18 protein-coding genes are annotated in these 23309 nt (G+C 42.8%); 9 read left to right on the top strand and 9 right to left on the bottom strand.

The genetic code is table 11. From position 1 onward, the window contains the following. Window positions 1-83: 83 nt before the first annotated feature. Both ACO06Y_RS21030 and ACO06Y_RS21025 read right to left on the bottom strand, forming a co-directional pair. Window positions 84-1112 carry a hypothetical protein gene (locus ACO06Y_RS21030; RefSeq protein ID WP_422081014.1) on the bottom strand — a complete coding sequence of 343 codons (1029 nt, stop codon included), beginning with the start codon at window positions 1110-1112 and terminating at the stop codon, window positions 84-86. Window positions 1113-1264: 152 nt separating this feature from the next. Then, window positions 1265-2638: a helix-turn-helix domain-containing protein gene (locus ACO06Y_RS21025; protein WP_422081013.1), complete on the bottom strand. Its 1374-nt coding sequence runs from the start codon at window positions 2636-2638 to the stop codon at window positions 1265-1267. 261 nt (window positions 2639-2899) lie between these two features. Between ACO06Y_RS21025 and ACO06Y_RS21020 the strand changes: the two genes are divergently transcribed. The 3 genes from ACO06Y_RS21020 (at window position 2900) to ACO06Y_RS21010 (ending at window position 5396) form a co-directional block, all read left to right on the top strand. Next, the gene (locus tag ACO06Y_RS21020; protein WP_422081012.1) at window positions 2900-3604 is read left to right on the top strand and encodes a DJ-1/PfpI family protein; all 705 of its coding nucleotides are present in this window, start codon (window positions 2900-2902) and stop codon (window positions 3602-3604) included. Between the two features lie 60 nt (window positions 3605-3664). Next, a complete protein-coding gene (locus tag ACO06Y_RS21015) occupies window positions 3665-4576 on the top strand; it encodes a hypothetical protein (protein WP_422081011.1) in 912 nt (303 codons plus the stop codon). A 352-nt stretch (window positions 4577-4928) separates the two neighbouring features. Continuing rightward, entirely contained in the window at window positions 4929-5396 is a 468-nt protein-coding gene (locus tag ACO06Y_RS21010; RefSeq protein ID WP_422081010.1) for a hypothetical protein, read from the top strand. A gap of 18 nt (window positions 5397-5414) precedes the next feature. Here the strand turns inward: ACO06Y_RS21010 and ACO06Y_RS21005 are convergent, their stop codons facing one another. Beyond that, window positions 5415-5858: a nuclear transport factor 2 family protein gene (locus ACO06Y_RS21005; RefSeq protein ID WP_422081009.1), complete on the bottom strand. Its 444-nt coding sequence runs from the start codon at window positions 5856-5858 to the stop codon at window positions 5415-5417. Window positions 5859-6058: 200 nt separating this feature from the next. Further along, complete coding sequence (locus ACO06Y_RS21000) at window positions 6059-7165, bottom strand: acyltransferase family protein (protein ID WP_422081008.1); 1107 nt, start codon at window positions 7163-7165, stop codon at window positions 6059-6061. 335 nt (window positions 7166-7500) lie between these two features. Between ACO06Y_RS21000 and ACO06Y_RS20995 the strand changes: the two genes are divergently transcribed. Next, window positions 7501-9033 (top strand): serine hydrolase domain-containing protein, encoded by a 1533-nt coding sequence (locus ACO06Y_RS20995; protein ID WP_422081007.1) that lies wholly within the window; start codon window positions 7501-7503, stop codon window positions 9031-9033. A gap of 77 nt (window positions 9034-9110) precedes the next feature. Here the strand turns inward: ACO06Y_RS20995 and ACO06Y_RS20990 are convergent, their stop codons facing one another. Further along, a complete protein-coding gene (locus ACO06Y_RS20990; RefSeq protein ID WP_422081006.1) occupies window positions 9111-9830 on the bottom strand; it encodes a class I SAM-dependent methyltransferase in 720 nt (239 codons plus the stop codon). Between the two features lie 177 nt (window positions 9831-10007). On the opposite strand from ACO06Y_RS20990, the gene ACO06Y_RS20985 reads away from it, so the two are divergent. Continuing rightward, on the top strand, window positions 10008-10409 hold the full coding sequence (locus ACO06Y_RS20985) for a LytR/AlgR family response regulator transcription factor (RefSeq protein WP_422081005.1): 402 nt from the start codon (window positions 10008-10010) through the stop codon (window positions 10407-10409). A gap of 155 nt (window positions 10410-10564) precedes the next feature. Here the strand turns inward: ACO06Y_RS20985 and ACO06Y_RS20980 are convergent, their stop codons facing one another. The 4 genes from ACO06Y_RS20980 to ACO06Y_RS20965 all read right to left on the bottom strand — a co-directional run bounded on the left by ACO06Y_RS20980 (window position 10565) and on the right by ACO06Y_RS20965 (window position 17458). Beyond that, window positions 10565-12151 carry a RagB/SusD family nutrient uptake outer membrane protein gene (locus tag ACO06Y_RS20980; RefSeq protein ID WP_422081004.1) on the bottom strand — a complete coding sequence of 529 codons (1587 nt, stop codon included), beginning with the start codon at window positions 12149-12151 and terminating at the stop codon, window positions 10565-10567. A gap of 5 nt (window positions 12152-12156) precedes the next feature. Beyond that, window positions 12157-15543 (bottom strand): SusC/RagA family TonB-linked outer membrane protein, encoded by a 3387-nt coding sequence (locus ACO06Y_RS20975; protein ID WP_422081003.1) that lies wholly within the window; start codon window positions 15541-15543, stop codon window positions 12157-12159. Between the two features lie 129 nt (window positions 15544-15672). Then, on the bottom strand, window positions 15673-16839 hold the full coding sequence (locus ACO06Y_RS20970; RefSeq protein WP_422081002.1) for a FecR family protein: 1167 nt from the start codon (window positions 16837-16839) through the stop codon (window positions 15673-15675). A gap of 97 nt (window positions 16840-16936) precedes the next feature. Next, complete coding sequence (locus ACO06Y_RS20965; RefSeq protein WP_422081001.1) at window positions 16937-17458, bottom strand: sigma-70 family RNA polymerase sigma factor; 522 nt, start codon at window positions 17456-17458, stop codon at window positions 16937-16939. Window positions 17459-17898: 440 nt separating this feature from the next. Between ACO06Y_RS20965 and ACO06Y_RS20960 the strand changes: the two genes are divergently transcribed. The 4 genes from ACO06Y_RS20960 to ACO06Y_RS20945 all read left to right on the top strand — a co-directional run bounded on the left by ACO06Y_RS20960 (window position 17899) and on the right by ACO06Y_RS20945 (window position 23296). Beyond that, a complete protein-coding gene (locus ACO06Y_RS20960; RefSeq protein ID WP_422081000.1) occupies window positions 17899-18954 on the top strand; it encodes a bestrophin family protein in 1056 nt (351 codons plus the stop codon). A 78-nt stretch (window positions 18955-19032) separates the two neighbouring features. Next, entirely contained in the window at window positions 19033-20571 is a 1539-nt protein-coding gene (locus ACO06Y_RS20955) for a sugar porter family MFS transporter (RefSeq protein ID WP_422080999.1), read from the top strand. Next, window positions 20568-22169, top strand: a complete 1602-nt coding sequence (locus tag ACO06Y_RS20950; protein WP_422080998.1) for a glycoside hydrolase family 43 protein — start codon at window positions 20568-20570, stop codon at window positions 22167-22169. The genes ACO06Y_RS20955 and ACO06Y_RS20950 overlap by 4 nt, the downstream gene beginning before the upstream one ends. Then, the gene (locus tag ACO06Y_RS20945; protein ID WP_422080997.1) at window positions 22166-23296 is read left to right on the top strand and encodes a glycoside hydrolase family 26 protein; all 1131 of its coding nucleotides are present in this window, start codon (window positions 22166-22168) and stop codon (window positions 23294-23296) included. Before ACO06Y_RS20950 ends, ACO06Y_RS20945 begins: the two co-directional genes overlap by 4 nt. The last annotated feature ends 13 nt before the right edge of the window (window positions 23297-23309 follow it).

Here is a 23309-nt window from a genome sequence, read left to right as displayed (position 1 = left end):
TTGGCTTTAGCGTGTAATTTTCTTTAACACGGTTCAAACTTCGATAGGTAGTTTCTATAAATATATCCTTTGTGCTTTGGGCCCTAGTTAGATATAATAAGCTCTGAAAGTGATTTTTTATTTCCTTGAAAATCCAATAGACAAATGGACGACCCCTTATCTTTATTGGATTGCACCAATATATACAACCCATCAGGCGAAACCGAAAATGCCAATCCATCACTTAATTTCGTAAGGATTGAACTTTCTAATTTATAAGTATAAATCTCCCAAAAACCGTTTCCATTGGAATTGATCAATAATTGTTTTCCATCGGGATGCCAAAGTGGTAGATTATAGCCTTTACAACTGCATATAACCTTTTGGCCTACACTTTTATCCACCAAGTATACATCAAAGTTTGTATTGTTTCCATCGCCGTCATGGATAAAGGTGAGAAGTTTACCATCCCTTGAAAATACCGGGTCAATGGAATTGTTGGGAAGTAGGGAGTGCTTTTTGGTTTCACCTGATTTTGTATCCATAGTGTAAATTTCAAACTTCCCATTTTTATTCGAACCAAAGGCCAGCTCTCGACCGTCCGTGGACCAGTGAAAATTTCTGTCGTCGTATCTTCCCGTGGTAAGTTGGATCACATTTCCACTACTCAGATCCTTTGTGCAAATTTTGACAAAATTTTCCGGTGATGGACAGCTATAAGAAATGCCCTTACCGTCTGGTTTCCAATCAAAAAAGAAGGGAGTTACGTCTTGTTTTGCATGTACTAATTTTGAGTTAGAACCGTCCCTATTAATGGTGAACAACCCCTTTCCGGATAAAAAAAGAAGTTGGTCTTCCTTGGGGGACCATTTAAATTGAGTTATGTCCGATGTTAGGTCCGTAATACATATTGAAGTCAAGGTTTTAAATTCCGATATATATAATTGATATGAACCCTTTTCATTGGACAGGTAAGCAAAGAATTTTCCGGATGGGGACCAAGCTGGACGGATATGTTGTGTATTTTTTTCGTTGGCTTGGGAATACAAGCTGCAGCATAAAACAAGGAAAACTACAAGGCTGGGAATGGCTCCTGCAAAACTGGGTTTTTCGGGAAAAATTGACTTCGACATAGGATGAGTTTCTTTTCAAAAATCCAGACATGACCCAATGTGATACATTTATCCTGGTTGGACGGTTTTTTGATCAAAAAGAATGTTTTTATTGATGTATATGTACATTTTGAAGGACTTGGTCAAGCCTGGGAAGAGATTCTGGGTTCTCATCAAGTTGAGGTATAGGATCTCATAAACTCTTTTGGGGTCATCCCGGTAACCTTTTTGAACATCGTATTGAAACTTGATTTCGAATTGAATCCCGCCTTATTTGCAATGGCCTCAATGGTGATATTGCTATTGACCGGATCCACCATCAGATTTTTAACCTCCTCTATCCTAAATGTATTTACATATTCGTAGAAGCTCTTCCCGATTGAATTATTGAGAATCATGCTGAGGTACTTCGGGTTTACCTCCAGATTTTGTGCTACCTCGTTAAGACTGAGTTTTTCGTTCAAATAGATTTTTTCGACGCGCATTAAGGACTCCAATCGATCTGTTATGCTATTCAACTCGGCTTTGGTGATGGATACCAATCCATTTACACCGTTGTTGGTTTTGTTCAACAAAAAGAATTTGGGGTTGTTCATTACTTCAAAACAGATCCAATAAATGAATAGACCAAAGGATATCCACAAAACTTGATAAAGCAAGGTGGCGATTCCGAAACTATAGATCCAGTAGTTGACAAAGATCAACAGGCCCCAAATGATTAGGATACCGAGAAAGGTATAGTTGAATCGCAACAACCAAGCGGACAATGTATGGTTTCTAAGGGCATGCTTGGACTTCCACTTCTTAAATACCCCAAAGGAAATTGCAAAATAAATCAATCCAAAAAGGACCGCGATACTTTGTTCATAATGACTTATTACGACCTCGAAAGGGGAATGCATTAACTCCCGCTTTGTGGATTCTTCGGTCAGGCTGGTACTAAAATACCATAGAAATATGATCAACCCTGGGACAAAGTGCAGGAAGTAAGGCCTTTTAAATCTAAAGTGGGTACTTAGGACACTTTTGTTGTAGAAATAGAGAAGGGGACCTAAAATTACGATAAATGAAATAGGTGTAAAAAGGGATTGAAAGGAATCGGTCATACCGTAGGGGACGCCGAAAAGCTGATTTTTCAATCCATACAAGGCCAAGACTAGGACAATCGCGGCCAAAAAAGGATTTAGGAATTTTTTTCTCCCTAAACCAAGGGATAGGAGGGATAACAGTCCAAGGGCAAGACCCATAAAAAAAGCGGGATAAATGAGCTTAGGATAGATTCGATTGAAGGTGGAGTTGGTATAGGTAACTTCGATCGTATTGGAAATACGCCCTTTTATCCCCAGCGGTTCCTCTATCAAAGGCATTCCGCAAACCGTACAGGCCCCTGGGGCACCAAATACCAAATGGTCATTGGAACAGCCACAAGGCGGGCAAACGTATCTTTTATCCTGAATGGATCCGCTTTCCTGCTGAGCCAATAAAAATGATGGGGAAAAGCCAAACAATAGTACTAGGCAAAGTATTTTGAACAATGTAAGCTTCATGATCCCGGCTAGGTATGTCCTAAAATAAATAAAGCTTTTAAACCAACTAAGTTTTTTTTAATAACATTTTCTTAAATCATCAAGGTTTTACCAAATTGGGGATCGTATTTGTCCACCTAGGTATTTATTTGATTTTCAGCATGTAGTACGGTTTTGAGTTCTTTGAACGTTTTTTGTACATCTAGTTCCATAAGTACAAAACCTTACGGTCGTTTCATGATTAAAAACAGTTTTGACCCTATATTTTGATAAAAATCGATCATGAAACAAATCCAGCAGTTGGTTCTACTATGCTTTGTTTTCTTCTCTGCTGATGGAAATGCCCAGAAGAATGAAATCCCCAAAAAACGAAATGTAGCCATATTTCTCTATGAAGGGGTCGAGGTGCTGGATTTTAGTGGTCCGGCAGAAGTGTTTGCGGCCTCTTCCGTTAAAACCAAGGAAGGCCAATGGACCTCACCATTTAATGTATACACTGTTGCCCATGGTTCGGGGCTTATTACGAGTCAGGGCTTTTTGAAAATCATGCCCAATTATACCATAGAAAACTGTCCTACCCCGGATATCATTGTACTACCGGGTGGGGCCACGAGTAAATCCAGAAAAAACCCAGAAGTAATTGATTGGATCAGAAATAGTTCAGAAAGGACCGAAATCTTCTTATCCGTTTGTACAGGGGCATTTTTACTAGGGGATGCCGGTCTGCTCAAGAATCGAAAGGCCACTACGTGGTACGGAAGCATCGAACGTTTAAAGGAGACCTTTACAGATACGGAGGTTTTACAAAATGTCCGTTTTGTAGATAGTGGAAAGATTGTGACAACGGCTGGTGTCTCTGCGGGCATTGATGGTGCCTTACATATTGTGGAAAGACTTATTTCCAGGGGTGCGGCACTGGAAACGGCCAAATATATGGAATATGATAAGTGGCATCCCAATGCGGGCTATGTGGTAGGAGAAGAATAAGGTTTTATGGGACAACCAAATATTGAATATTATGATTACGAATAGAATATATATGAAACCATGAAAAAGCTGTCGTTCCTTGCCTTACCTATTTTACTTCTTTTAAACTGTAAATCGGAAGGACAAGAGTTGGAAGGCCATATCGGAAGACCCGATATTTCACCGGATGGAACGAAAATCGTATTTATTTACGCTAGAGATGCATCAAAGGATGTTTGGGAGATCTATTCCGCAGATATTGACGGCAAAAATGTGAGACAGCTCACGACCTTTCCGGAAGCCCGAATCAAAAAGGGACCGGTTTGGTCACCCGATGGTCAAAGTATCCTTTTTCATGCCGATATTGAAGATGGAGCTCAAATCTTTATCATGGGTGCCAATGGCGAAAACCTGTACCAACTAACACAATTACCTGGATATAATGTAGAACCTATCTGGTCGCCCACGGGCGGTGAAATCATTTTTAATTCCATTCTTGAGCAGGGCAAAGCGAAAATGTTCATTATGGATAGGGACGGTTCACGGATACGGGAACTTTACAATCCCGAGGGTGAAAACTGGTATCCCCGAAAGCTTAAGGGCGATAAAATACTCTTTACTTCGGATTTTAAACAAAGGGATACCCATAATGTTTTTAGCATGAATTCTGATGGGTCGGATATTCGACAATTAACTTTTCTGGAAGGTATCAATTGGTTTCCTGAAATTTCACCCAATATGGACAAGATTGTCTTCAACTCCAACAAGGATGATCCAGAATTGAGGGATTCCGGGAATTATAACCTCTACATAATGAATACCGACGGAAGCGGAATGGAAAGAATTACCAATTTACCGGGCCAAGAACTCCATGCAAAATGGCATCCTGATGGGGATAAATTGGTTTTTGAATGGCACGACCCAACTTCAAAAGGTCTATACCTATTGGAACTGTCCACCGGTAACATACGTAAAATACGGCTTATACCGTAATAGGGAAGTTTACAGGCATTCTTTTCATTTGCATTCCATACGTTTTGAGATTTTTATGAGCAGGATTATCTACTTCGCTTGGACTTGTTGGCGGTTTACTCAAACGTTCGTTCCCAAAATCAATTAAAGTGTTGTCCGCTTCTGGATGATAGGGACTCGGTTACCCTTCTTAAAAACTGACTACAAGTAACTGATTTGGTGACGTGTTGTAGAAAAAAATATCACAAAACAGTAGAATGTAGAAAAAAAACTATAATACATTGTTTTTTTATAGATTAAAAACATAGATTTGTTTGGATTCAATAGTTAACGGATAGGCCGAACACCGACCCGGGAAAACTGAAAAAATCCTATGGAAATAAAACACTTAATCGGCTCCATGGCCCTAGGTTTCTTGATTACCGGTATTGCCATGAAAGCCTGTACTTCCGACATCTCTACTTCCCTTACCATCGAGAATTTGAAATGCGAATATTTGATAAACCCAACGGGAATTGACGTTTCACAGCCGCGTTTAAGTTGGGAGCTAAAGTCCAAGGAAGAAGGCCAGGGCCAAATCGCCTATCAAATACTGATGGCCAGTGATTCAATAGCACTCTCCTGCGACATGTCCGATATCTGGGATTCCGGTCGGGTTAAATCGAATCGGAGCGATCAGATTGTTTTTAGAGGAAGGGAATTGCAATCACTACAATCATATTACTGGAAAGTAAGGGTTTGGGACATCAATGGGGATTTGAGCGATTGGAGCCCCATCCAACATTGGTCTTTTGGTCTTTTGGACAAAGCGGAATGGAGGGCCGGCCGGATGACCCCGTAATGGGGACATTTACCAAACCTAGAACATGGAAAATTGTTTGGTAATTACCTTCCATCCATCTTTAAATTTGTATAAGGTAAGATAATCTACATATTTTAGTTTTTTCTCCTCATCAATACGCAGTTTGACCATAGCGGTTTGTCCTTCAAAATCGATGACTTCAAACTGCCAATCATAGTTTTTTAGAGGTAGATTTCTGGCCCGGGTCGTCTTGATGTTTTCGATCCACTTCGCTCTGGACGTTACATAAAATTCGCCCTTGTACAATACGTACATGGCAAACTTCTCATGAAAGCCTTCCTTTATTTTGGCAAGGTCATCTTCAAGATATAAAGGTTCTATATAACATTCGGTAATGACCTTTACAATTTGTTCTTTTTCACCCAATTCCTGGGCATTACAAAAGGCGCAACCTATTGTGCATAGAAAAAATAGGAGGATAGGCGGAATACTTATTTTCATGGATATGACTTATTGTTTCATCAACAATTTATTTTAAAATGCCCAATAGGGCATAGGATCCGAATACCCAAATGTACGGATAGAAGCAAATGGACTAAAGTTTCCCTATGGCCAAGTTCATGCTTAGACTTGAATTGTGAAATGTATGTGCTTCTTTTCTTTATATTGGATAGGTAAGCACTTTGATTATAAATCGAGCACTAAATCTTTATAAATATTTTCCTTTTATATAAAATGTAGAGAAAGAGCCAAACCAGGGCGGTTGCCCCCAAGGCTGTAAGTACCTCATGCCATTTCTCGGGAAAGATGTCAAAGAGCCCTCCGAACAACGTGGAGGAGGTATATGAAAAGTCAATAAAGCGATAGGCCAAATAAACGGTAAGGGAATTGAGCCCGATGACCTTAAAAAAGAAAGCCCATTTTTTAAATCCTTTTACATCGATGATATAGTAGAAAAGGGCCAATATCAAAAAAGACAAGCCACTAGTGAGCATTATGAACGAACTGCTCCATAATCGCTTGTTGATAGGAAAATGCATGTTCCAGATAAGCCCGATGATAACGGCCACCACTCCAATTAGAACCAGGTTAAGCGTTTTTTTGCCCGCGGTGGCATTGCTCCGAAGTGTATCCCCGGCCAAGCTTCCAAAAACAGTAATGCAGAGTGCCGGGAATTGGGTGAGTAGGCCCAACTCGTCATAGTCGCCCTGCTTAAGACGTCCAGGTAAGAAGGTACGATCGAACCATCCCACCAAGTTGCCCTCAAAGGAAAGATCTCCCGCTCCATAACCAGGTATAGGTACAAGGAATAGGGCGGCATAGTAAGCGGTAAGAATGCCCGCAATCCAATACAATCTCTGGAGCTTGGAAAAATTCAGGTACAATAGGGTAGTGATAAAACAGGCAAATCCGATACGGCCCAAAACACTGCCCAAACGTATTTCGGAGGGCTCAAAGAAGGGAAACGGACTGTTCTTGTAGAGAAGCCCCAATCCAATCAGAATCAACATCCGTATAAACACCTTTTTGTACAAGTTGGCCTTCGTGAGTCCTAAGGCGAGTCCTTTGTTCAAGGAGTAGGAAAGTGAGACTCCGGCAATAAATAGGAAGAGCGGAAAAATGAAGTCGTAAAAAACAAAACCGTTCCAAGGTACATGCTTTAGTTGATCGGCCAGGGTATCTACCCAAGACATTTCCGTTTTTCCTTTTAGGAGCACCAAAAAGGTTCCGCCACCGGAGATAAAGAGCATATCAAAACCTCGTAGGGCATCCAATGAAAGTAGACGGTGGTTTTTTTTGGTGGTCATAGGTGCAAGGTATCCTAGTGTTAAATTAAGCATACTTTAGCCGTACCAAGCATTGCTCTTTTTGTCCCGTACTTCTTTAAAAAATACTTACGTAGCTAATGCTATGCGCGAATTTTTTGCATTGCCCGGAACAAAAATATCGGCAACTTATACGACACAGTACACTTAACTTAACACTAGCTATGAAGATATGACGTTTTTTCTTAGTATGGTTAAAAACGGTTTTCATTTGGCCATTGTTTCCGAGTTTTTACTGTGCTCTTGGAGACTGTAACAAATAGAATTGGTTCAACTCTATTAAATGTAATTTAATAGCCTCTTCAAAAAGAAATCGTATGAGTAGATTTTTTAGCATTTTAATGGCTGCATTGTTTGTCTTGGGATGTTCCGATTCCAAGAAGGTCGAAACGGTCAAGAAAACACGTTTTTCAGAAGAACTTTCAGAACTCAAAGAATACTTTCAGATACCGGGACTAAGTGTTTTGGTCGGTAAGGGAGACCAAATCCTTTATGAGGATTATATGGGAATGGCCGATATCGCCCAAGAGATTCCCATGGATTCAGTTACGACTCTTCCCATGGCTTCTTTGACCAAGATATTTTCGGCCATAGTCCTGATGCAATTGGTAAATGAAGGTAAATTATCCTTAAGCGAACCAGTAGGAAATTATTCGGACAACGCAACCGTGGGCGACTCTATAAAAATCGCACACGCCTTGTCCCATACCTCCCAAGGCATCCCCGGGCAACATTTTTATTACAACAACAGCCGTTTTATGCTTTTGGGAGACGTCATGGACAGTGCAAGTGGGAAGGATTTTAAGACGAATATGTATGAAAGGATAATCACCCCCTTAAAACTTAAAAACACCTATTTGTTGCAAGATTCCCTGCAACTGGTGACGGAAAAAAGAAAGGTAGCCCAGCCGTATTTTTTGGGTGGGGAGCCCCAAGGCGGGTATATGACCAAAGAATCCAATCCAGGATTTATCGACTACGGATATTCTACGGCGGCCGGGATTTCATCCACAGTTCGAGATCTGTTCAAATTAAGTAGGGCACTGGACAAGAATATCCTGATTTCGGAGGCTTCCAAGAATACCATGTTCAACCCGTTCCGTCTCGGCCTACCTTATGGTCTTGGAGCCTTTACCCAGGAGTTTGGGGGTGAAAAACTGGTATGGGGCTATGGTCAATATGATTGTTATTCGAGCTTGTTTTTAAAAGTGCCCAAGCGGGATTTGACCTTTATCATTGCGGCGAATAACAATCTTATGAGCGACCCGGCCCGTTTAATTGCCGGTGATGTCACTTATTCCTTATTCGCATTGAGCTTTTTAAAGAATTTCGTCCTTGACTTGGAGGAAGAACCTCTTTTTGAAGACCAAGGCACGCTGAAAGCGTTGGAAGATAGATTAACCGAAAAGGGCAAACGGGAATTCATTCGTAAAAAACTGATGGCCCAATCCTTGGCAGCAACCTTTATGAGTAGATATGACGAACATGAAAGTGAACTAAGTAAGCAAATCCTGAATCGGTTTTTTATACATTTTCCCGATTACCAGAGTTATGGGGATTTGGTCTTACTACGAAATTTGTATATGCTAAAATTCATGGATCATATGCGGGGTAAGGAAGAATTTACAGATTTCGATAATCAATTTGAGGAGGTAGGGGAACTCCTATTGGAAGCGGACAAAGACAATCCCTATGCCAATTTTTATATGGCCAATTTTTTTCAAATAAAGGAAGTACCGGACAAAAGTCTGAAATACTATAAAAATATTGTAGAAGCCAAAAACTTCTCGCCCTGGTGGTATACCCAGGAGGCAGAACAATGGATTGAAGCGCATGTTACTAAAGACTAAAATCCTAAATTTAGACCTATAACACGGTTAGCCTTGTTCATTTTCACGGATTGGGATTACAAACCTGGTCCCAAGACCTATTCCTTACTAAAGACCATGCAATGTTGCCAAGGCAGATTGCCGATATTTTCTTCCAATTTTAGTCCTGCAGCCTGCATTTCCTTAACGGCCTGTGCCTGGGTCATTTTGTGCAGCTTTTTAATGGGAACCCGATCATCTTCACCGCGATATTCGATAAGAAACAGTTTTCCATTGGGCCGTAACGCCTTTTTTAGGGAGGCTATCATTTCAATGGGATAATTGAACTCATGGTAGACATCCACCAAGAGTGCCTTGTCTACTGAATTTTTTGGGAGGTTCACATTTTTTTCGCTTCCTTTTATGAGTTCAACGTTTTTGACCTTGCCTTTTTCTTTTTTCCTGCGCATCTCGGCCAACATTTCATCTTGAATATCCACGGCATAGATAAGACCATTCTTGGCCATGGTCGCCATTCTAAACACGTGATGACCTGATCCAGCACCAATGTCGGCTATGGTATCACCAGCTTGGATGGCCATATTCTCCAGTAGATTGGTAGTATTTTCCTCGTCCTCTCGTTCCGTACGATCTAGCCATCCCATGCCTTGGAAACCCATGACATGGGCAATTTCGCGTCCCATATACCATTTCCCGATTCCGTTGCGGTCACCTTTTTTAAAGGTATAGCTTTCGTCGGGTTTGGTGTCCTGGCCATAGCACAGGTACAATGAGGATAGGGAAGCAAGCAGGAATAAAAGGTGGATGTTTCTTTTCATGGACAATCTTGAATATCCCCAAGATAATGAATTTGAATTACTACCCTTTTGAAAAATATGGGGACTCAAAATGAATCGGTATTTTATCGATTTAGTTGACGGTATATCCATTTTTTGTAAGATTTTCCCGAACCTTGTCGTTCTCATCGTCCCAAACTAACTTAAAACTTACTTGCCATGCTATTGAACATAATCGTAATCGATGACTCCCCCATGCAGCTTTTGATGTCCTCCAAGTTGATACAACAAAATAAACGATTGAAACTTTTAGGGGCCTTTACCAATCCTTTTTTAGGATTAAGGGCGGTAAATACTATGGATGTGGATATTGTGCTTCTGGATGTTGAAATGCCGGAAATAGACGGATTCTCACTCAAAAAAATGTTCAAGAAACCGGTAGAGGTGATCATGAACTCTACGAGACCGATATTTGAACTTCAGGCGTATTCCCAAGGAGCGATCGATTTTATAAACAAGCCCCTAAACGGCAAGCGATTGGACAGTGCCGTGTCTAAACTAGTACAAGAAGTTACTGTTTTTGGGGATCCGGAAAAGGTATGTACGGCATTGGCGAGTTAGTAACGGTCAACACAGAAAAGTTCTTCAAGTAGATAAAAAAAACCGGCGACAAAACGTACACCGGTTTTCCAAACTAACTCAAACTAAACTAACTACAACAAGATAATTTGTATTTTAATTTCGTTTATGGGCAACTATTCCCCATTTCTTTAAATTTAATACCCAGGGTTTTGGGTCAATTCAGGGTTTGTTTGTATCTCGGAATCCGATATGGGCAATAGCAAATGCTTTTCTTCAAAGGTCTGCCCAAAGGTATTTTGCCTTCCTATCAAATCGACAAAGGTAACATCGCCATCGGCCCCGGCGGGATATTTCCTTGTCCGTACCATATCGAACCAAAGTTTTGAGTCGAATATCAGCTCCCGATTTCTTTCCTTCCAGACCTCTTCCACAAAATCGCCTACCGAAAGTCCGGCAAGTCCCGCTCGTATGGTTTCCGGATCCGTGGTCCAATAGGCCCTGGCCCGTATCTGGGTAAGGTAGTCAACGGCCTCGGCGGTTACACCCTCCGATTGTGCTATGGCTTCGGCAGCGACCAATAAGGCCTCTGGGTAGCTGTACACCCTTAAATTCTTGGCGGACTGTGCGGTGGTAAAAAAGACCTCCTCGTCCAACCAGATATAGGGGGTTACCGGAAAGGTAATCTCATCGCCGCCCGTAGTAGTAAAAGTGGTATGGAAATACTGCTTTTCCTGTGCCCTAAGGTCTAGAGTCTGGTCATACTGTGCATAGAGTTCGGGCCTTGGGCCGTAGGCGTTATTGATATTCGCATAGGCCGACCCCACACTACCGCTGGTAGAGGCGGGAAACGACCATTGCGGATAGGGAAATGAACGGATACCGACTTCATATTCAATCTGATAGATATAATCTTCGGCTAAAGTCTTTGCCCTTCGCATTTTGTTATAGGCGCTATTTTCCAAGATAACGTTCCCATCCCCGTCCCTATCATGGGGGATTAGGGAGAACGCGCCACTATTGATGACCGCTCGTGCAGCTTCCGCGGCATTGGCATAGCGGTTGTCCGACAAGGGTGCCCCGCTCATGGTCAAGTAAACATCCGACAAGAGCATTAGGGCAGTTTCCCTAGTTATACGAAAACCGTTGTTCACCATATTGCCATTGGGTAGGCTTCCTGCCGCAGTGGCCACGTTTAAATCGGAAACAATAAGGTCATACACCTCCGAAACAGGGGCGCGGGGTACAAAAACCTCTTCCAGGCCACCCACCGGTTCGGTTATCAAGGGTACGTCACCGAACATCCGTACCAGATAAAAATAAGCAAACGCTCTAAAGAAACTGGCCTGTGCAATAAGGTTATTGCTTTCTACTTCAGAAAGACCTGGCGTATCCGGAATATTCGCAATGGCCAGATTGGCCCCTGAGATACTTTGATAAAGATTCTGCCATATGCGATTCAATGTAGCATCTATTTCGGTAGGGGAGATGGCCAATTGCTGGGCAAGGTCTACCTGACGTTCCTGACCACTAAACTCATTGTCAAAAAAACCGGAGAGATACTGGAGATACATAGCGTCAGAACCCCTAAATACGCCTTGACTGATATACATATCGGGAGCCCCGTTTTGATACAGAAAGTTTACGGCACTTTCAGCTTGACCGGGCTCCGCAAAAAATTGATCAACGCTTTGCTGGTCCCGTGGTTCCTCTTCCAAAAAGTCGGAGCAGGACACCATGAATAGCATGAGACTTAAAAAACCTGTTATTTTTAGATACTTCATAGCTATTAAAATTTAAGATTGAAGCCTAGGGTAAAGGTTCTAGGCCTTGGATATTGAAAAAAGAAAATATTCTGCCCGAATTGGTTATCATTGGAAGATCCCTCGGGATCAAATCCCTGAAAACTGTCTGACTGTAGCACAAATGCGTTATCGACACTTCCATATATCCGTAGCATGTTAAGGCCTATGGAGTTTACGAAGTTATCGGGTAAAGTATACCCCAAGGTAAAGAGATTCCCACGAAGATAGGATCCATCGGCTACCCAACGGCTATCTACTTGGCTGTTCTGACCCGAAGTTCCTTGATTGCGGATTTCCTGAACCTGTGTGTTCTGGTTCTGGGGCGTCCAACCCTCTGTAAGGATGGTACGCAAACCATTGGCGATACCGGATCGATCCTCTGTGGAATGATGGGCCTGCTGTAATATATCCACATCAAAAACAAATTGAAGGTCGGCTGTGAAGTCAAATCGGCCAATACGGAAGTTGTTGATAAAACTTCCGGTCCATGTCGGTAGGCCATTCCCGATAATGGTTCGTTCGGTTGAACGTCTGGCTTCCCCGGGCAAGGCGCCTACAGCTGCCGCTTCCGCCGCTTCATCCGTTCCCCAGATACCAAGGCGTTCCAATCCCCAAAAGGAGGCCACGGGTTCCCCTACCCGAAGTATGGTATTACTACCGGATACAAAGCCCGGACCAGGAAAGATATCCTCGTCATTAGCGCCCAATTTCTCTATTCGGTTTACATTATAGTTCATGTTCAAAACCGATTCCCAAGAGAAATTCTCTTTTGAGTATACAGAGCTTATCGATATATCAGCACCTCTATTGGAGATAGAACCAATGTTATCACGGATATTATCAAAACCGGTAGAACGGGGTATCGGTCTTTCCAATAGTAAGTCTTCGGTGAGCTTATAGTAATAATCCAGTTCCAGATTGATCTTGGGATTGGTATTGGTACTTACTTCTACTCCCACGTCAAATTGGGTCGTGGTCTCCCAACCTACGTCCGGGTTAGGGATACGGGTTACAAAACTATCGTTGACCCGTTGCCCATTGATCAAAGCCGTACCCGATTCTATGGTTGCCAGGGTAGAGTAGGGGTCTATTTCCGTATTCCCGGTTACCCCATAACTCGTCCTCAATTTTAACTGGTTTATAAAGGAAGATTCCGATAGAAAGTCCTCTTCGGACAAGACCCAGCCCAAACCTATGGAGGGGAAAAATCCGTATTTATTGTTTTCACCAAAGCGGGAAGATCCATCGGCACGCCCGGTCAAGGTTATTAAGTATCTATCCTTATAGGTATATCCAACCCTCGCAAAATAGGAGTTGATGGACCAAGCATTGTACTCAGATCTTGGTACATCTGGAATACTTCCCGATTCTAGGCGATAAAAGGACAGGGAATTGTCCGGGAAGCCTTGGGATCTGGCACGGAAACTAAAGAATTCACGTTCTTGCCAACTGGCTCCGAGAACCGCATTGATCCTTGAGTTTTCAAAGGATTTGTTATAGGTAAGGAAATTCTCCTGTTGCCAAAAGGTTACTTTCTCTTCGGTCAAAATCGCCTCTCCCAACGGGGCGGAAATGTTGATTAAATCGTTCGGAGAAAAAAATTGGAATGTACGGTCCTGTTTGTCTACCCCGAATTGGGTCTTAAAAGTGAGACCTTCGGCAATGTCGAACTCAAAGAAGACATTTCCAAAAATTTGGTTTCTCAAATTACGCCGTATTTGGGTTTCTAGGACATGAACCGGATTGGCCATGGCCTCCAAATTAAAGTTATCGGTTATGGTACGGCTATTGGACCAGCTACCGTCCGGGAAACGTACCGGAAATATAGGCGGCATTTCGATCATAGTCCGTCTCGGCATTTGGTTTCCTCCATCTTCTTGGTATGCATTTTCCTTGGTATAATTTACCAGCAAATTAGCTCCAAAAGACAACCAATCCTTTATTTTGGTATCATAGGCCAATTTTCCGTTCCAGCGCTCCAAATCGTTGTTGAGCATGATGCCCTCAATATCCGCAAAGTTCAAAAAGACCCCCACGGAGGAGTTCCCGTTTCTTTGCTGAATGGAGAGCTGATGGTTGTGCGTAATGGCCGTACGGGTGGCCTCTTCTTGCCAATCCGTATCGTACAAGGGATTGCCCTGGGCATCAAAAAGCCGGGGATCGTCCCGGGTCAAAATAGGTGCTACGGTTACATCATCGCGATATTTGGGCGTATTGGCAAAACCTGTCTCTACCACTTCAAGAAATTCTTCCGCATTAAGTAGATCCATCTTTTTCCGCAAGGTGCCCGCGCTCATAAAACTATCATAGGAAACCGTTATGCCATCGGTCTTTGCCCCACGTTTGGTGGTCACCAAGATTACGCCGTTGGCCCCTCGAGCCCCATAAATGGCGGTAGAGGAGGCGTCCTTGAGCACTTCCATACTTGCTATATCGTTTGGATTGAGAAACTGAAAATCCTCCATAACCACCCCGTCTACAACAAAGAGGGGATCGGAACTGGAGTTAATGGTTCCCAATCCGCGAATTATGATTCGGGGAACTGCTGTGGGACTTCCGGAATTCAGATATACATTGGCACCGGCAACCCGGCCCTGCAAGCCTTGTATGGCGTTGGCCACGGGTCGCCTTAGCAGATCTTCCCCAGCAACACTGGAGACCGAGCCGGTTACGTCGGATTTTCGCTGTACCCCATATCCTACCAATACTACTTCTTCAAGCTGTGCGGTATCGGTGGTGAGCGGAATTGACATTTCCTCACCGGGGGTGGCATCCACCTCTTTGGTCACAAAACCGATATAGGAAACTTGTAGGACGGCATCACTGTTTTCAAGGGAAATCGTAAATTTTCCATCAAAGTCCGTGACCACGCCGTTTTGTGTACCTTTTTCAACAACGTTCGCTCCGGGTAGCGGGTCTCCGTTAACATCGGTCACCGTACCGGATACCTGAAGTTGTTGGTCTTCCTCGGTTTTTTCTGCCGGGGGAACTACCTTTACAGGTTTCGGTACGGGAAGTGAACGCAAGATGATCAATTTTCGTCTTAGCTTATAAGAGATGTCCGTTTGTTGGAACAATCTTTTTAAAACACTGGACAATTTTTCATTCTCCGCAGTGACCGAAACCCGTTGATCCGCATCAATTTCATTGTTCGTATATACAAATTTAAAGTCGGTTATGGCCTCTATCTCCTCCAGCACTTGCTGCATGGTAGCGTTCTCAAAGTTTAAGCTTACCTTGGTCCGTTGCGAGTAGGCATTGGCATGCACGGACAGGATGGAGGCTAGTAAAAGAAAGAGCGTAAGCTTCAACGCTAGACTTATTTTTATGGAATTGAACGTAAAAAGTCGAATTCCTTTTAATTTTTCCATATTTTTAAAGGATTTTAGTTAACTCGTATCAGTTGATTACTAATCTATCGGGGAATGGTACCAGCATTTCCCGATTTTTTTGTTGATTTTTTTGTGTTTACTTCATTGGCGGTTGTATTTTAAGTTAGTCTAATTTCTGGGTTTGTTTATAAGAACTTCATTTCCATCGACCTCAAAATAGAAAGGGATGATTTCGCTGAGCGACGCCATGACTTCCTCAATGGTCTCAATATCATAGCTGGCCGTAAATACCTTATCATTTAGGATGGGGTAATTATTGGTAATGGATATGTTATAATGCCGCTGTAGTTTGGGAACAATCTGTTCAAAGGGGGTTCGTTTTAACACCAATCTTCCATGGATCCAAGAAGTGTGAAGCTCCGTATCAACGGCTTCCATGGCCATGGTATTGTGGGTCTTGTCCCAGGAAGCCATGTGCCCCGGCTCCAATACCTTGGAGTCGGTAGTCGGGTTGCCCTTCTTGGAAAGACCCACGGATCCCGACACCAGGACCGTATTGATTTCCTTGTCCTCTGGATAGGCTTTTACGTTAAAGGTGGTACCCAGCACCGTTACGACCAAGCCATCACTGCTAACGATAAAAGGACGTTCGGTATCCTCGGTTACCTCAAAAAAGGCCTCACCGGTCAAGAAAACCTCTCTATGTGCTCCTTTGATAAATTTGACCGGATACCTTATGGACGAACCTGAGTTGAGATGAATTTTTGTCCCGTCTGAAAGCTCTATCCCGAATCGCTTGGCATATGGGACCGTTAATGTATTATAGACCAGTTTTTCTATTGAAGCCGAGTCCGAATAGGCCAGGTTGGATCCTTTTTTGGTGACCACCAGGTTTCCCTCTTTATCTTTAATTTGGGAAGACCCATCCTCGGAAAGCACTTTGATCTCCCCGTTTTCCAATTGTAGCGTAATAGCGTCTTTATCGGGCGGCGGCATCGTATTTTCCTGTGTTTGTACAGGGTTGAACAAATACCAGAAAGCGAAACCTAAAAGCCCAACAAAGATGGCCGCATACTTAAAAATGGGTCTTGCCCAAAGCCTTCTTTTTTGGGATACGGTAACGGGCTCTATTTTTTGAAGTATTTTGTCCCAAGCGGCGATTTCGTCCAAGGTTTCCAATTCCCTAAGATCCTTACCGGATTTCTGGATAAGGGTTATCCGCTCAAAGATTTCCTTGTTTTCACGGGATGAATGCAACCATGATTCAAATTCTTTCTCTTCTGCCCCGGAAAGCTTGGAGGTCAGTTTTTTTACAATAAGTTTGGTTATTTCCATAGTTGGTTTTCATGGGTATGTAAGATATCCCACTACTATAAGGACACCGAATACCATAAAAAGGGTGATGTTAAAATTGAAAAAAATCAAAAAGAAGCTACCGCAATTGAGAAATTAACAACAATAGCAGGAATAATTGAGTGTCCTGCAATTCCACGCGAAGGATCTTGTAGGCCTTTTTCATATGCGATTTTACCGTATTTACGGAGATGTTCAGGGTTTCGGCAGCGGTACTATATTTTTGGCCTTCCAAGGCGCAAAGTTCAAATACTTTCTTGCATTGTACCGGTAGATTCTCTATGGCGCTTTTAATTTCTTCATCATGGTCAATCCGTTGCGGATTTTCATATTGGGGGAGTTTGAGTACTTTCTCCGAGATGGGTTCCAATTTTTTTGATTGCCTGATTGTATTGAGACTGGCATTTTTGACCGATTTTTTTACATACCCTTCCATATTCAGTATGCTATCGTCCTGCCGTTTTAGTAAGGAGATAAAAACATCCTGTACAATATCCTCGGCTTCGTCAAGATTGGCAACGTAGCTGTAGGCAATTAAACAAAGCTCTTGATACCGCCTTTTAAATAACCCCTCTACCTCGTTCAGCCACTTATGATCCATGTACGTAAATTCAAAATCCTAATACAGACCCGCCCCTAATGTTATGAATAAAAAAACGATTTCGTGTGTCTAAAAACTTTTTTAACACAGAATCGTAAATCCCAAATCCAAATAAAGCCAAGATACAAAATAATCCACTTTTTTTCATCTGGGAACAAGGCATGGGGTAAATTTTGATTCCTGTGAAAAGACTTTTGGTGATGCCTCTTTTTACAATGTAACGTTGACCCCTATATTATCAATATTGGGATTATCAAGCCCTTTTTACTTCTTAGGCTTTCAATTGGGCGACTTTAATTTATCCGGATACCCCTAAATATTCATACATTGCAATAGTATCCCCTCAGACGTTTATGTTGTTGGATTTAGTGGCTAAACGGGCTGTTAGGGCAATAACCAAACGAATAAACTAATTTAATGAACTGCCAATACTAAGAGTCATGCATATTAAAAAGAAATATACCGCCTCCGAGATGGCCTGGTGGACCCGATTTGAGACCTTTCTCTTCCTTTTGATTATAGTGGTTTGGGTTGCCATCTATTATTTTTTCGATTTGGGCTGGATAAAAATTCCTTGGACTCCTTTGGCATTGATCGGTACTGCCGTGGCCTTTGTCATCGGATTTCAAAATAATTCGGCTTACGGAAGAATTTGGGAAGCCCGTAAGATTTGGGGAGGCATTGTCAATACCTCCAGGACCTTTGGCATGTTCGTACAGGATATGCTATCGAACGAAAATACCCAAACTCCCTTGACCGAGGAGCAACTGCACAGCGAAATTAAAATCCTTACATACCGCCATATCGCTTGGATGACCGCCCTGCGGCATGCGATGCGTATGCCCAGACCTTGGGAAACCAGTATAAGCCATAGAACCAATCAAGAATGGAACGTACGTCCACCCGAACTGGATTCCGACTTGGAGGATGACTTAAAACCTTATATTTCGGAAAGGGACCGGGCCTATGTATTGGATAAGAACAATAAACAGACAGCATTGCTGTACCTACAGTCCCACCATTTAAGAAAGCTTAAGGAGCAGCAGGTGTTATGGGAGTTCTCCTTTTTGGAACTTGAGGCTGTACTTCAGGAATTGTTTACACTTCAAGGCAAAAGTGAACGTATCAAAAATTTTCCATATCCAAGACAATTCGCTACCCTCAATCATTTTTTCATGTGGATTTTTATCTTGCTCCTTCCCTTGGCTTTGGTACCCCAATTCATTGAGATTGGAAATGGATTTTCGGATACCCATCCCTTGGTCGGCGATCTATTTGCTTGGTTGTCCATTCCTTTCTATATCATTGTTGCCTGGATATTCCATACGATGGAAAGAATTGGGAGAACGGGTGAAAATCCGTTTGAAGGAACCGCAAATGATGTTCCCATTTCAACGATTGCCAGAGGTATTGAAATCGACCTACGGCAAAACCTGGGAGAGCCCGACGAAAAAATCCCGGATCAATTCCCGGTTAAACACGATACACAGTTTTGATATGTATTTTGAAGAACACTAAGCATGTACTCTCAAATTTTGACCCATAATCGGATTCATTCCTAAATATTCCAAAATATGACCAAAAGAACCTTGTTTATAGCCTTTGTCGTCTCTCTGGGAGGATTTTTATTTGGTTTTGATGCCGGTATCATCTCGGGCGTCATGTCCTATGCCGGTCCCGAATTTGATTTGAACGATGCCCAGACCGGTTGGGCCGTAAGTTCGCCTTCTTTTTCTGCAATGATCGCGATGCTGATATCCGGCCGTCTCAGTGATAGGGTAGGACGAAAAAGGATATTGATTATTGTTGCCTTTTTATATGCCGTTTCGGCACTTTTTTCCGCTTATGCCTCTTCCTACGAAATGCTGTACATCGCACGTATGATAGGTGGTTTGGCATTCGGGGCCGCACTTATATTGGCACCGACCTATATTGCCGAGATTTCCAATGCCGAAAATCGCGGAAAATTGGTCTCCATTCAGCAATTGAATATCGTTCTCGGTTTTTTTGCCGCTTTTTTAAGTAATTATTACTTCAATAAGATATATAGTTCAGGGGATTCATTTCTTACGGAAGATACGGTTTGGCGATGGATGTTGGGTGTTGAGTTGGTGCCGGCCCTGCTCTATTTTATATTTATGTTCTTTGTGCCAAGGAGCCCGCGTTGGTTATATATGCGAGGCAAGGTTGCGGATGCGAACCTCGTTTTGAAGCAATTGCACGGCCATGAAAAAGCCAAGGAAGAGATCGACTCGATCGAAAAAAACATTCGTGAACAAAAGGATACCACCAAAGTATCCATAGGAGAATTGATAAAGCCGGCCCTTCGATTTATTTTTATGGTTGGCCTTGTCATTGGAATTCTACAACAGATTACGGGTATAAACGCCATATATTTCTATGCCACGTCCATTTTTAAGCAAACGGGTATCGGTACGGACGCGGCTTTTACCTCGGGGGTTTTTTTGAGTTTTACCACTGTGGTTTTCACTATAGTCGCCATGTTTTTGATCGATAAGCTCGGAAGACGGCCCTTGCTGCTTTTTGGCATTGCGGGTATTGCCATAAGTATGCTTTTGTGTGGGTATGGATTCAATAACGCCACCTATGAATTGAAGTCCTCAGAAATCGCGCAGTTGGAAAATGTTGACAAAAACGCTTTGACCCGATTCGCGGATAAGAAATTTGATAATGATGTTGATTTTAAGAATGCCATGAAATCAGCTTTGGGAACCCAAGTATATGCAAAAAACGAAGGTGTTTTGATCGAGGCGGCTACCGAAATGAACGCCACCTTGATTCTAATAGGAATCTTAGGATTTATCGCCTGTTTCGCTTTTTCCCTGGGTCCTGTAATGTGGGTGCTACTATCGGAAATGTATCCCAACAAATACAGGGGGTTGGCCATAGGTGTCATCGGTTTTGTAAATAGTTTTGCCAGTTGGCTCGTACAGCAAGTGTTTCCTTGGGAACTATCCAACTTAGGCAATGCCATGAGCTTTTTTATTTTTGGAATGATTGCCGTAGTCGGATTTTTCATCCTGTTTAGAATATTGCCGGAAACCAAGGGGAAGTCCTTGGAACAGCTTGAAATGGAATTGATAGGACGATGAATTATATACAAAATCCAATATTGCGGGGATTCAATCCCGATCCGTCGATTTGTAGGGTAGGTGAGGACTATTACATCGCTACATCGACCTTTGAATGGTTCCCGGGGGTACAGATCCATCATTCCAAAGACCTTAAGAATTGGAAGCTGATCGCCCGACCGTTAAATCGTCCCTCTCAATTGGATATGAAGGGCAACCCGGATTCCTGTGGGGTATGGGCGCCATGCCTCTCCTATGATAAGGGTACTTTTTATTTGGTATACACCAATGTACGCTCTTTTGACGGTGTCTGGAAGGATACCCCCAATTACTTGGTCACCGCAAAGGATGTCAAAGGCGACTGGAGCGAACCCGTTTATTTGTCTTCCAGGGGTTTTGATGGCTCGCTCTTTCACGATTCCGACAGAAAAAAATGGTTTCTCAATATGCTGGTCGATCATCGAAACGGTAAATTTTTTGGAGGAATAGAAATGCAGGAATATGACCCGATTGACCAAAGATTGATCGGTAAAGTGCATTATCTTACCGAGGGTACGGCTTTGGGCCTTTCCGAAGGCCCCCATCTGTACAGGGAAAATGGATATTATTATCTGGTACTGGCGGAAGGAGGTACGGAATATGGTCATGCCATGAGCATCGGGCGTAGCAAGGATATTTTTGGCCCTTATGAGTTTCACCCCGAAAACCCTTTTGTATCCGCAGCGGCCAAAAAGGATCACCCGTTACAGAAGTGTGGACATGGGGATTTGGTCCGGACCCAAAAAGGCGATTGGTATGCCGTTTTTTTGGTAGGGCGACCTTTAACGACCCATGGGAATTGCACTTTGGGGAGGGAAACGGCTATTGAGGAAGTCATTTGGAAAGAGGATTGGCCTTATTTAAAGGAAGGAGGATGTATACCCCGTTTGAAAATTCCGGCTCCCGATCTCCCCCAATTCCCTCAAGAAACGAATTCTGACAGGGTCATTTTTGACCGAAAAGAAATCCCCTTGGATTTTCAATCCTTACGCATACCGATTACCGACGATTGGCGTAGCCTTACGGCCAGAAAGGGATTCCTAAGGTTATATGGTAGGGAGTCCTTGAACTCTTTGCATCATCAAAGTTTACTGGCCCGAAGAATCCAAGATTTTCATGTGCAAGTGACAACCTCCATTGATTTTCGACCGGAGAACATGCTACATATGGCCGGTCTGGTATTTTATTACAATACCGGTCATTATCACTATGCCTATATCACTTCCAATGATTCAGGAACCCAAAAGTACTTGGGTGTTATTTCCTCGGATAATTTCAAAATGAGCTTTCAGGAAAAATTGGTAGCGGTGAGGGATGAAGAATCCATTCTCTTACGGGGCGAAATGAATCGGGACAAGCTTCAGTTTTATTTTGGACTCGGGGAAGACAAATTTGAAAAATTGGGTCTTGAACTGGATGCCGCTATCTTATCGGACGATTACGTAAGGGAGGGTAGCAATCGGTATCGCCCTGCCTTTACAGGAAGCTTTGTGGGTATTTGTTGTCAAGACCTTGCCATGAATATTCATCATGCCGATTTTGAGTGGTTCGAGTATAAAGAAATAAACCCAAAAAAATGAAAATAGGAGTTATATGCTGCTTGGCCTTATTACTGGCATGTGGCGAAAAGCAGCACAGAAAGACAGATTCACTATCTCTGGAAATTGAAAAGGAACAGGTTCGCAAACGTGCGAAATTTGAACCCAAGGATGGCCAGGTACTGCTCTTCGTTGGCCAAGAACTGGAAGCTGTCGGAGGACTGGATGAATATAGCAATGGCTATTTGGATCATTTTGATACGCCCGCCGGTTGGACCACATATACCAATATCAATCCCGGGGAGAATTCTTTTGGCCGCATTATGGAAGGGTTGGACGGCCTATATGAAACCCATGATTGGGGCGATAACGATTACAATGCTACCCTTCAATTAAACGACCCCGATTATGCGAACATGGCCTTGGCCATTGGGCTGCAGTTTGTAAATCATGAAGAGAAGGTTGCCGATGGTACCCACGATAAGTACATTGATCGGTTGGCCAATTTTCTTTTATCCCTGGGGAAACGCCCTGTTTTTTTGCGGATAGCCTATGAGTTTGATGGAGAGCCATGGAATCATTATGACAAGGAAAGCACCATAAAGGCTTACAAAAGAATTGTGGATAGGTGTAGGGCAAAAGAAGTAACCAACACGGCTTACGTATGGCAATCCACGGGTTTTATGTCTCCCAATGCTGGTGATTTGGAATCGTGGTATCCGGGAGACGATTATGTAGATTGGTTAGGCTTTTCATTTTTTAACCGATGGGCCGACCAAAAAATGATTCCTTTCGCTAGAAAAAAAGGAAAACCTGTTTTTATTGCGGAAGCCTCACCTACCATTTCGGATGTTGATGCCAAGACTACGGGAAATACCCTGGAAACGCAATTGGGCAATCCCAAGCAGGCCGAAGAGGCTTGGCAAAAATGGTTTGTCCCGTTTTTTAAGACAATAGATGATAACCCTGATGTGGTAAAAGCGGTGCACTATATCAACTGTCATTGGGATTCACACCCCATGTGGTATGAAAATCCAACATTTAAGAGAATTGATGCCCGACTCCAATTGAGTGATTCCATCAGTAAACGATGGAGAACGATTACCGCTCGATCCAAGTATATCAAATCCTCCCAGGATTTATATGAAAGACTATATAATAACAATTAAGGGAGGTGACGTT

The organism is Ulvibacterium sp. (genome assembly GCF_965228935.1).
Taxonomy (GTDB): Bacteria; Bacteroidota; Bacteroidia; order Flavobacteriales; family Flavobacteriaceae; genus Ulvibacterium.
Note: the sequence above shows the minus strand (reverse complement) of the source record. Positions and strands in the feature narration are given on the sequence as shown.